6 protein-coding genes and 2 pseudogenes are annotated in these 12,107 nt (G+C 43.1%); 4 read left to right on the top strand and 4 right to left on the bottom strand.

The genetic code is table 11. The annotated features are described in order from the left end of the window. Positions 1-67: 67 nt before the first annotated feature. Both SHEWANA3_RS22185 and SHEWANA3_RS23385 read right to left on the bottom strand, forming a co-directional pair. Positions 68-2,308 carry an AAA family ATPase gene (locus tag SHEWANA3_RS22185; RefSeq protein ID WP_011711575.1) on the bottom strand — a complete coding sequence of 747 codons (2,241 nt, stop codon included), beginning with the start codon at positions 2,306-2,308 and terminating at the stop codon, positions 68-70. A gap of 49 nt (positions 2,309-2,357) precedes the next feature. Beyond that, positions 2,358-2,894 (bottom strand): annotated as a pseudogene (locus SHEWANA3_RS23385) (tyrosine-type recombinase/integrase). A 170-nt stretch (positions 2,895-3,064) separates the two neighbouring features. Between SHEWANA3_RS23385 and SHEWANA3_RS22190 the strand changes: the two are divergent. The 4 genes and pseudogenes from SHEWANA3_RS22190 to SHEWANA3_RS22205 all read left to right on the top strand — a co-directional run bounded on the left by SHEWANA3_RS22190 (position 3,065) and on the right by SHEWANA3_RS22205 (position 10,199). Then, complete coding sequence (locus SHEWANA3_RS22190; RefSeq protein WP_011711576.1) at positions 3,065-4,768, top strand: class I SAM-dependent DNA methyltransferase; 1,704 nt, start codon at positions 3,065-3,067, stop codon at positions 4,766-4,768. Next, positions 4,758-5,993, top strand: coding sequence for a restriction endonuclease subunit S (locus SHEWANA3_RS23075; protein ID WP_011711577.1), 1,236 nt, complete (start codon positions 4,758-4,760; stop codon positions 5,991-5,993). Before SHEWANA3_RS22190 ends, SHEWANA3_RS23075 begins: the two co-directional genes overlap by 11 nt. Further along, positions 5,993-6,927, top strand: a pseudogene (locus SHEWANA3_RS22200) (HrgA protein). Before SHEWANA3_RS23075 ends, SHEWANA3_RS22200 begins: the two are co-directional and overlap by 1 nt. Positions 6,928-6,944: 17 nt before the next feature. Next, entirely contained in the window at positions 6,945-10,199 is a 3,255-nt protein-coding gene (locus SHEWANA3_RS22205; RefSeq protein WP_011711580.1) for a type I restriction endonuclease subunit R, read from the top strand. A gap of 282 nt (positions 10,200-10,481) precedes the next feature. On the opposite strand, the gene SHEWANA3_RS22210 is transcribed toward SHEWANA3_RS22205, so the two are convergent. Both SHEWANA3_RS22210 and SHEWANA3_RS22215 read right to left on the bottom strand, forming a co-directional pair. Next, complete coding sequence (locus SHEWANA3_RS22210; RefSeq protein ID WP_011711581.1) at positions 10,482-11,093, bottom strand: mobile mystery protein B; 612 nt, start codon at positions 11,091-11,093, stop codon at positions 10,482-10,484. Continuing rightward, positions 11,090-11,578 carry a mobile mystery protein A gene (locus SHEWANA3_RS22215; protein WP_011711582.1) on the bottom strand — a complete coding sequence of 163 codons (489 nt, stop codon included), beginning with the start codon at positions 11,576-11,578 and terminating at the stop codon, positions 11,090-11,092. Before SHEWANA3_RS22215 ends, SHEWANA3_RS22210 begins: the two co-directional genes overlap by 4 nt. Between the last annotated feature and the right edge of the window lie 529 nt (positions 11,579-12,107).

The raw sequence follows: 12,107 nt of genomic DNA on the forward strand, positions 1-12,107 counted from the left end.
GGATTGGTAAGTCGCTTCGGGACAGAAGCGACTTAGGCAAGAGTCACCCATTGGCATTTGCTATGCGCTACATCGGTAACTCTATAGGTGTTGAGTCTGCTTCTTCTCCCATCATCATATTGTAGTGTGAGAGATGGCCAGCATAATCAAAGACTTTTTTGAACACAGATATATATAACTCTGTTGAGTCATCTGGATGCTGAATATAAAGGTCGTCTGGGAGACAGTGGGAACCATCATTAATCCAATACATTAGTGAGTTGCAAATTTGTTGCTCCTGCAAATTTTCAAATTTTGATAATATATCGTCATCACTAAAGCGTCCGAGAATCTTGAAGTAGTTCTCAATTATTCTACGCATCGTGTTTTGGATGGTAATACCGGAGTTTGCATTTCGTTCTTTTAACTCACGCCAGAGTAATTCGTATGATGATTCAATAGGATTCTTTTGTTCGTATGCGCTTACACTAGTGACATTGTTAGCTTTTCTTAAGATCCAAAAATTTGTGTCCTTACAGCCATTTGAACGACCATTTTGAAATGAAGCCTCTTTATGGAAATACACATTGTGAGTCAATAAGATAAGTTGCTTTATACTGGACTCTTGATCTGTTTTGATTTCTCGAATGAGGTCTTTAACCAGAGCACTAACAATATAAAGTACGTTGCTATCAAGACTTGATATTGGATCATCGATAACTACAACCCGATCTTCAGCTATTTCTTCTTCGGAAAACGAACCACGGGTTAGTTGATAGAAGTAGAGGAAAGTAATGAAGGTTACTTCTCCTTCACTCAAAGTATCTTGAGCTTGTTCTCCATCTAGGCGTTCAATACTGTAATGGTTCGGAAGAGTTGTTGATGGGGATATTTTGAAGTTAAGGAAGCCAAATCCAACCAACAACCTATTTATTTCATCGACTGTAGGTTGGACACTTGTCATATTTCGACTCAGATCTTTAATATCCCGTGTTAGCCCAGATTCCTTAGTTCTTCTTTGGGTAAGGTTTTCAGATATCTTTGTGACAGCTTTATTTCGTCCTTTAGTTCCTTTGTTGTACTTCTTTAAGTCGTCTTCTATTTGATTCGTTAAGAATCGCCAAATCTCTTGAATAAAAACAGCTAGAGAAGAGTCGAAGTCTCGGGCTAGTTTGTTATGTTTATTCAGGGTGTCGTTTGCTTCTTTAATTAAGCTGTTAAGTTTAGCTATTTCCGCTCTGGAGCTTGTAACATTTACTTGTAAGCTCGCTTTTTCAGATTTTGAAACGAACTCTAAGTGATTAGACTTTATGATGTTCTTTAGGGAGGTTAAATGAGTTTGATATAGGTCAGTATCGAGCTTCGTATCGGTATTTTTCTTCTCCGTATCCAGAGTGTTTTGAAATTCTTCAAGAAGACTATCTGTCATACTCCGGTATGAACGTTCCAATGTTTTGACCTGTTCAATGTCTCTTAAGAACGTGTCATCAAAATATCTTTCAAGTTCTTTTTTAAACTCATCATCAATCGTATTCTGTTGGCAGAATGGGCAACGAGAGTCTGATCCTATGTAATTTCTACCTTGGTTTACCCAGTCATTATTACTGAGGTGCGAGATTAGCTCTGAAATTGCAACATCGGATTTACCAATAATTACTTTTGACCAAATACTATCTTCTTCTATCGTTGGAAGGGTTGTGCTAGTTGAAGAGCTGAGTAAAGGGTAAACAGGTGGTCTCTCTCCCAGTAAGGTTTTGCCTTTTGTTTGTAATTCTTCTAGTGATAAGAGTGCTGTAGAACCCGTGTTAGTTAGCTCTGAAAGCATTTTGTCTCGGAATCTTGCCTTACTACCAATGGAGCCTGTTAACGCAGAGCGAAATTCGGATTCATAAGATTTAAAGACTTTCCAGCAACGTTCAGTTATATCATTCTCTGCATCATTAGTGGCATCCGTCTGCTGATTTAAACTAACAATAAGGCGTGCAATCTGATCTTGTTCATTTTGCAATGATGCTTTTTTTTCTTTGATGGAATCAATCTGTTCTTTTGTCGCTTGGCCAAGCGTGAAAACACCAGCGATATCACTAGAGCCAAAATTCTTTTCTCTGAATGCTTTGTTATAAACTAGAGTGCCTAATGGTCGCTCGTTTTCCCATATGATTTGGCAGTGCTGATACTTGTCATCATTGGGTTGACTTAAGTAAGTTGATGCAGTGGTTTTGCCGCAACCATTAGCGCCATAGATGAAATTGATCTTTTTTAGGTCAGACAAATGAACACCTGAAGCATTGTATGTTGCAACGTTTGCTAATTTTAATGAGCGTATCACTGCACACCTACCTCTCTGAGAAGTTAATATTAAATCTTGGGAAGATACCCTAGGTCTCACAACTCTCCGAAATCCTTAGTGCATCCTCGATCTCGACACCAAGGTATTCAATCGTGCTTTCTAACTTAGCATGACCAAGAAGTAATTGAATAGCGCGTAAGTTCTTGGTTTTGGCATAAATTAATGATGCTTTGGTTCGCCGTAACGAATGGGTTCCGTACTGACTGATGTCTAAGCCAATATCACCAACCCAATGATTTACCAGTGTCAGGTAATAGTGATAAGACAGGTGCTGACCTTTCCGGCGGTGACTTGGGAACAGGTAATCCGCTGCTTAAAGTTCGTTTATGAATATCCATTGTGATAACGGTTGTTGCGTTTTTGGTGTGATTTCAAACTGAACTTCTCTCCGGGTTTTCTGCTGTCGGACTGTAGTTCTGGATAACACCAAACCGCTGCGATAAACGTCTCTAACCTTAAGGTTGAGCAAATCACAAGAACGTAGCTTACTGTCTACTGCCAGATTAAACAGCGCCAGTTCTTCTAAACGTTCTTCCAATTCCAGCCGGATTCGTATCCGCCAGATATCCTCTAATTTAAGTGCTTTTTTCTACCCAACTCGTAGGCCTTTGTTCCACGCTTCCATAATATGTCCTCTTTTTCATAGAAAACATTTAAAGTAAGGCACAATCCAATGAAAACGTGCCAATTTCGCGGTATGATTTTCTAACTCAAACGTCTTAAAAGTTGCCAGAAATGAACGAACTAGAACAAGAATTCCTAAAAGATTTAGAAAAGAAGCTGTGGAATGCCGCAGATAAGCTCAGAGCAACGCTAGACGCTTCGCAATACAAACATGCTGTATTGGGTCTAATCTTCGTAAAATACGTCTCAGACGCCTTCTCAATGCGTCAGGAAGAGATTAAAGCTGACCTCACTAATCCAGAACATGAGTATTATCTTGATCCGGCTGATTTCTCTGAAGACGAATTGGCAGAAGAGATCGCAGCCGAACTGGAAGTTCGCGATTTCTACACTGAGAAAAACGTATTCTGGTTACCAACTGAATCTCGTTGGAAGTTCCTGCAAGACAATGGCCCGATGGTCATTGGTGGTGCCGATTTGGTCATTGATGGTAAGACGAAAAAAATCACGTCTGTTGGACATCTGATTGATAATGCACTGGAAGGCATTGAGCGCGACAACCAGAAACTAAAAGGTGTTCTCAACAAACACTACGCCTCGCTAAAAATTGATCAGGCAAAACTTAATGAGTTGATTAACCTAATCGCGACTATTCCATTCAATCATAAGTCTCTTAACAGCAAAGATATTCTTGGTCATATTTACGAATACTTCTTAGGCCAATTTGCGCTTGCTGAAGGTAAGAAAGGCGGCCAGTTCTACACGCCAGCCTCCATCGTTTCGCTGATTGTTGAAATGATTGAACCGTTTGAAGGTCGAGTGTATGACCCTGCAATGGGGTCTGGTGGCTTCTTTGTGCAATCAGAGAAGTTCATTGAGCGCAGAGCGAATCAAAAAGAAATCGACCCGCTAACGCAAAAGCAAAGAATCTCGATTTACGGACAGGAATACAACTACACCACATGGCAGCTTGCTGCGATGAATATGGCAATTCGTGGCTTGGATTACGATTTCGGTAAAGAGCCTGCCAGTACCTATACCAACGACCAGCATCCTGATTTACGTGCTGATTTCATCATGGCGAACCCGCCCTTCAACATGAAAGAGTGGAATACTGGTGTTGATGATAACGATCCACGTTGGGTATACGGCACACCACCATCAGGTAACGCAAACTTTGCTTGGATGCAGCACATGCTTTACCACCTTGCACCAGATGGTTCTCAAGCCTTGTTACTTGCCAATGGTTCGATGAGTTCAACCACCAACAACGAAGGTGAAATTCGTGCGGCCTTGGTCGAGAACGATTTGGTCGAGTGTATGGTTGCGCTTCCGGGGCAACTGTTTACCAACACCCAGATCCCTGCCTGTATCTGGTTCTTAGCCAAAAACAAAAAGGCTCGTACCGATAAGTCAGGTCGTAAGCTGCGTGATCGCAAAGGTGAAGTGTTATTTATTGATGCGCGCAACCTTGGCTATATGAAAGACCGCGTTCTGCGTGATTTCACCCAAGATGATATCCAGAAAGTCGCTGACCTTTACCACGCTTGGAAAACAGGTGCGGAAGTAAATGGTATCGCTTATGAAGACCAAGCAGGCTTCTGCAAATCAGCAACTTTGGAAGAGATTAAGAAACACGATTTTGTTCTAACTCCGGGACGTTACGTTGGTGCCACAGAAGAGCTGGACGACGGCATTCCATTCGGTGAGAAGATGGCAACGCTAACCTCCAAGTTGAGCGATCAGTTTGCCGAGTCAGCCACGTTAGAAGCAGAGATCAAGAAGAACCTAGCGGGGTTGGGTTATGACCTGTAGTTGGCCTACTGTAACTTTAGATGAGTGTGCATCATTTCAAGAAGGGTATGTAAATCCTACTCAGAAAAAAGAACATTACTTTGATGGGCCTGTAAAATGGCTTCGTGCTGTTGACTTAAACAACGGCTCGATACGCAATACCTCTAGGACGTTGTCTGAAGAAGGGTTCAAAAGTGCAGGAAAAAGTGCATTACTATTTGAACCCGGAACTTTAGCCATAAGCAAGTCAGGTACTATTGGTCGTATTGGAATTCTCGAAGACTACATGTGTGGTAACCGCGCAGTTATAAACATCAAAGTTGATAAAGATAAGTGTGACAATTTGTACATTTTTTATGTACTTTTGATGAGTAGAAGAGTTATAGAAACGCTTGCTGTTGGTAGTGTTCAAAAAAACCTATATACGTCTGCGTTAGGCTCCCTAGAGTTAAGACTTCCGCCTTTGCAAGTTCAAGCAGCTATCGCGAAGCAGTTGTCTGATTTAGATAAAAAAATCGATTTAAACACACAAACCAATCAAACCTTAGAGGAAATGGCACAGGCCATATTCAAGTCATGGTTCGTTGATTTTGATCCAGTCAAAGCCAAAATGAATGGCAAGCAACCAGAGGGTATGGATGCGGCTACTGCCTCGCTATTCCCTGAAAAGCTAGTTGAGTCTGAGTTGGGTTTGATTCCAGAAGGTTGGGATGCGGTTCAAGTTGGTGACATCGTACAACGATTAAAACCAAAGAAACGCTATACCAAGAAGCAAGTTGAGCCTTATGGTAAAACGCCTGTTTATGAACAAGGCGCAAGTATTTTGCTAGGTTTTCATAACGATGACGCAGGCTTTGATGCTTCTCCAGAAGACCCTGTTTTCATTTTTGGTGACCACACCTGTATCACACACTTATCTTGTTCAAAGTTCGATATATCCTCGAATGTAATTCCTCTTAAGGGTAGCGTTAGACCAACGATTTGGACTTACTATGCGATCCAAGGAAAGCAAGAGTTTCAAGAGTATCGACGTCATTGGTCTGAGTTTATTATCAAAGATGTTGTGCTACCTCCGGTGGAATTAGCGGAGAAGTATGCTGAATTAGTAACAACTAAATACTTGATGATGGAGTCGCTGAAACGTCAGTCTAAAGAGCTAGAGCAGCTACGAGATACCTTGCTTCCTAAATTGCTTTCCGGCGAAATCGAGTTAGGAACAAGCGAAGAATTGGTTGAGGCTATCTAATGGCAACCCGAGTAGAAATGATTATAGAAACGCTTAAGGCGCATCCTGAGCAAAAATTTACTGCTCGGGATTTAGCCAAAGTGTTCATTGAACGCTATCCAGTCGAGATGGCAGAAAAGCAAACCAATCCAAGATATGACACCACTGAAAAGTTAATCGCACAACTTGCGGCCGAAATCGGTGGTGAGCGCACAGTTGCCGCAAAAAAAGTGTGTCCTAATGTGGCAACAAGGGATAAACCGAGACCTCGTATTTATTTTTGGAATGCGAATCCTGAACTGGACACGGTCGAATTGTCGACAGATAGTGAAGATACCGATGTTCCAGAAGTGAATACGCCTCTCGCTGTTCAAAACTTCAGTGAACATGATTTATATCCATTATTAATCGAATTTTTAAATAAAGACCTTGGGCTGTATTGCCAGCGCATTGATGAACGAAAGTCGAAAAACTCACATGGGAATGGCGGGAACCATTGGTTGCACCCTGATGTAGTGGCTCTTGAGCCTCTCGACCAAGGCTGGGATGAAATTGTGCGCAGTTGTGTACGTAGCGGCAATCATAGCTCGGTTCGTTTATGGTCGTTTGAAGTTAAAAGCACCTGACGAAAGGTAACGTGCGCAAATACTTCTTCCAAGCGGTTTCAAATTCTAGCTGGGCAAACTTTGGTTACTTGGTTGCAACAGGCTTAAACAGTGACGTTGAAGCAGAACTCCAAATGCTATCCAGCCTACATGGTATTGGCGTGCTTATTCTCGACACCGAGTCACTTTTTGATAGCCAAATACTTATACCAGCCCAAGAACGCAATAACGTAGATTGGCAGTCGGCTAATAGAATTGTCGCGGAGAATAGCGATTTTCATCACTACATCGAACAGGTTGGGATCTACAACCAAACAGGTCGTTTGATTCATAGTGCTTGGAATAAATAATAAGGAAGAGAGTGGTCATGATCACAGAAGACCAACTAGAGCAGCTCTGCCTTGACTGGTTTACAGACCAAGGTTATCTATACAAAAATGGCTACGACATCGCCCCTGATGGCGATTCACCAGAGCGTGATGATTACCACCAAGTCGTGCTGAAGCAGCGCTTGCTTGAGCGTTTAGAGGTATTAAACCCTGAACTACCACAAGAGAGCTTGGATGTGGTGGTGAATACGGTAAGTACGCCAGACACGCCAGTACTGATTAAAAGCAACCGCGGTTTCCACAAATACCTGATTGAAGGTGTACCTGTTGAGTACACCGTGTATGAAGACGGGGAAACGAAAACCAAGCACACCCACGCACGCTTAATGGATTTTACCAATCCAGATAACAACGAGTTTCTGGTGGTGAATCAGTTCACCATTACAGGAAAAAAAGGCAACCGTCGCCCTGATGTAGTGGTGTTCATTAATGGTTTGCCGATTGCGGTTATCGAGCTGAAAAACCCAGCCGACGAACATGCGGACATTTGGCATGCTTACAACCAACTGCAAACCTACAAAGATGAAATTCCTGATCTGTTTGTTTTCAACGAATCTTTGGTGGTGAGTGATGGTTGGACGGCGCGTGTTGGCTCTCTCACCGCAAACAAAGAACGTTTTTTACCATGGAAAACTGTTTCTGGTGAAGACGATAAACCGCTCTGGGATTATCAGCTTGAAACCATGGTTAAGGGTTTCTTCAAGCCTGATTTACTGCTTGATTACATTCGTTACTTTGTCTTGTTTGAAACTGACAACGACACTGTCATCAAGAAAATTGCTGGTTACCACCAGTTCCATGCCGTGCGAGCGGCAGTCGAAGCCACAGTGCGAGCGAAACAGGCCGATGGCGAACTGCCTTTAGTCGCTGAAAGCATGGGGCAATACCAAGTTCAAGCGACAAAAGGCTTAGATAAAATCAAGCCCGGAAGTGGTAAAGCGGGTGTGGTTTGGCATACGCAAGGCAGTGGTAAAAGTATCTCTATGGTTTGCTACGCAAGCAAACTATTGCAACAGCCTGCGATGAACAACCCAACGATTGTGGTGGTGACAGACCGTAATGATCTTGATGGTCAGCTTTTTAATACCTTTGGTATGGCGCATGAAACGCTTAAACAAGTGCCATCGCAAGCGGACGGGCGTGATAAGCTGCGTGAGCTGCTGCTCTCTCGTCAATCTGGCGGCATCATCTTTACCACCATTCAAAAATTTGCCCTACTTGCTGAAGAAACAGAGCACCCAGTGTTATCAACGCGTGCCAACATCGTTGTGGTATCGGATGAAGCGCACCGCAGTCAGTACGGTAACAAATCAAAGTTAGTGGACGTTAAAGACGCTAATGGCAATGTCATCTCACAAAAGTTTGTTTATGGTTACTCCAAATACATGCGTGATGCGCTGCCAAATGCATCGTTCATTGGCTTTACGGGAACACCCATTGCCATGGACGACAAAGACACTCGTGGCGTATTTGGTGAGTACGTTTCTATCTATGATATTCAAGATGCGGTCGATGATGGTGCTACGGTGCCAATCTACTATGAGTCTCGCTTAGCCAAGCTTGATATCAACCAAGCTGAAATCGAGCAGCTTAATGACCAAATCGAAGATGAGATCGGTGAGGATGAAGAGACTGCGAGCCGTGAGAAAATCAAATCTCAATGGGCAACGCTTGAAAAGCTCGTCGGTGCTGAGCCACGTATCCAACAAGTAGCTCAGGACTTAGTGAATCACTTTACCACGCGTACCGAAACGTTTCCCGGCAAAGCCATGATTGTGGCGATGAGTCGTGAAATCTGTGTCGATCTCTACAATGCGATTGTTGCTATCAAGCCAGAGTGGCACAACGATGACCCTGCTAAAGGGGCTATCAAGATAGTCATGACAGGAAGCGCATCTGATAAACCTAAGATGCAGCCGCACATCCATGATAAGAAAACCAAGAAGCTCTTTGAGGCGCGATATAAAGATACTCAAGATGAACTTCAATTGGTGATTGTTCGTGATATGTGGCTAACAGGCTTTGATGCGCCGTGTTGCCATACCATGTATGTCGATAAGCCAATGAAAGGTCACAACCTGATGCAGGCTATCGCACGCGTAAACCGCGTTTTTAAAGACAAACCGGGCGGTCTGGTGGTTGACTATATCGGCATTGCTAATGAGCTTAAAAACGCACTCAAAACCTACACCAATAGCCAAGGTAAAGGGCAACCAACCGTCGATACTGCTGAAGCCTTTTCGGTACTGATGGAAAAGGTTGATATCGTTCGTGGCATGTTTGCGACTCCAGTTGATGGCAAGGTTTTTAACTATCGTCCTGACTTTGAAACTGATGCGCTGCGTTTACTGCCCGGTGCGGTAAACCATCTATCAGGTTTGTCACACACAGATAGCAAAGGCAAAGAAGTACGCGATGGCAAACGTCGATTCCTCGATGTGATGGCTGCGTTAGGTAAAGCGTATTCATTGTGTAATACCATGGATGAAACGCGTGGTTACAAGAACGAAATTGCCTTCTACTCTGCGATTAAAGCCGCGTTTATGAAGCACTCTACCGTTGATAAAAAGCGTACGGATGAAGAGCGCAATACGGCTTTGAAGCAGATCCTCGACAATGCTGTGATCGCTGATGGTGTTGATGATATTTTCTCAATGGTTGGTTTAGATAAGCCTAACATCGGTTTGCTTTCTGAAGAGTTCTTAGAAGACGTTAAGAACATGAAAGAAAAGAACCTTGCTGTTGAGCTGCTTGAGAAGCTGCTGCGTGATGAAGTCAAAGCTCGGATGAAGAACGATGTGGTGCAAGAGAAAAAATACTCAGACCGCATTTTGACGACATTAAACAAGTACCACAACCGTAGCATCGAAACAGCTCAGGTCATTGAAGAGCTAATTCAATGGGCAAAAGAGATGCAAGAAGATGCGGAGATGGTAGATAAGCTCAACCTTTCTGTGGATGAGATGGCGTTCTACCGTGCTTTGGTTGAAAACGAGTCCTCAGTTCGGGAGCTTGGCAACGATGATTTACGCAACTTAGCGATTGAACTTACTCAGCAACTTCGTAAATCTGCAACGGTTGACTGGCAAAAGCGCGAAAGCGTTCGCGCTCGTATGCGTAACCTAGTACGCCGACTGCTGCGTCGATGGAAATATCCACCTGATTCCGCAGAGGAAGCCATCAAGCTTGTGTTAGAACAAGCAGAGGTTCTAGCTGACGGCTGGTATAAGTAATAACAAAGGCTAGGTTTATACCTTGCCTTTTGAATATCTATGCACTTTTCATTTGATTAAAAATCAACGAGCCGCTCTTTTCGGTCAAAAATAGTAATCAAAATGGAATAAATTAGAGCTAATGATCTAAGTAATTTCTGTCCCAAAGTTACTTAGAATTGCCGTTGTGGTGTTGGGGGTTGTTTTGGTGAGCTTGCTCTCTGTACAAAGAAAAGAGGCTGACGTTCCAGCCTCTTTTAACTATCCACACTGTAATTGTATATTTAGCTCTTAACGCTTGGTTTAAGTCACATTCCCTTTCGCCTGAAGATATTGAATTAAAGGCGCATAATCGCCGGCATCAGCTTGGCGTAAGCTCGCAATGTACTCACCCCGCTCTTGGCTTTGTTTATCCAAATCTGTATTGGACCAAACTAAAGGCTTTTGTTTGAGTAGTACCATTCGTATGTAGTCCGTCATCACTCGCGAGTGACGTCCGTTGCCGTTAGGAAAAGGGTGAATTTTAACTAACCTGTGCTGTATCCGAGCCGAGAGTTCTAGGCTGTCATAGTGTTCAAACTCAATCCAGCATTTGATGTCTTCCAGTAAGTTGTATAAATCTGGCCGGATATTCAGCGGATCGACACCAATGTTCAACTCTCGGTGGCGGTAGCTGCCGGCCCATTCCCACACATCACCAAGCAAACGTTGATGCAACTCTTCCACAAACGCCATAGAAAGAATGTCATCCATGCTGGTTTTAGGCGTCGTGGATAACCAACTCAACCCTTGTAGTATGTTGGCATTTTCAAGCTCATTAAGCTCTTCGCGAGTCGTGATGTGATCAAATTTCAGCCCGGCAACATCATCGGCATTTAGTTGGGTTGCACCCTCTGGTTCAACAAACAGACTCATTGGTATTTCTCCTGCAAACTGACTTTCCACAAATCTCGGGTGCTGCCCGTTTTAATTTCATTGGCTAATTGAACCAGCGCTTGCTGTTGTTGCTCTGAGGTTAACTGCTGTGCTTCTAAAAACATCGATTGGTGGCTCATGGCCAAACGCTGCTTGGCCAACTCCATAGCGCGCGCTTCTATCATGTCATCAATCGACTGACGCGGAACAATCGCATAAACCAGTTCGGCATCGAGCCCGGTCGCCAGTTGTTTAAGTTGTTTGAGTGTGATGGTTTCATCAGCTTCTTTACGCTCCAATATGGAGACCTGATTACGAGAGAGATTAAGACGTTCACCTAATTGCGCGCCCGACATCCCCAAGGCCTCACGGATACTGCGCACCCAACCATTTTTCGGCGGTTTAGGCACAGATAAACCGAGTAAAGCGCTGATTTTTGCTTTGACTTGCTTGAGTGCAACGGCATAGACACCGGATTTTTTCATAATTTTGTATCTCAAATTAAATACGCTACAGTGATAATGGTATCTAATTTCGCATACATTATAAAGATTGTTGTATCTATTTTTTAATACGCGGCAAGGGGGAGTGTATCGATTATAAAATACATTACTTATTTGGCTATCTGTTTATTGGACAATGGTCGTGTCAAATTCATCTTGGAAGTGCAAACGTCTTCGGCAGCGCTAGAATGGGAAGTGAACGGTTTAGGTTGATTTAGAATGGGGATTGTTTCGGGAAAGTACACAATCCAGACTTTTGCTCTGAATGATTTCTGTCCAAACAGCGCCTGAGAGACGCTGGCTTAGGTAGGGACGTAAACGTTTTAGAAATGGCGCGTACTCTGATCGTTGCCATTTAAGTATGTGACTTAACCTTGGCAAAAAGTACGTCTTAATTTATGATTAAACTTTAAAACCCTTACTCTATGGGCTTCTGTCGTTACTTTATTGTTGTCATATTTTATGTCATAAAAGCTATTTGGAATCGTTCAAAATATAACCTAATAGGTCA

This window comes from Shewanella sp. ANA-3 (assembly GCF_000203935.1).
Classification (GTDB): domain Bacteria; phylum Pseudomonadota; class Gammaproteobacteria; order Enterobacterales; family Shewanellaceae; genus Shewanella.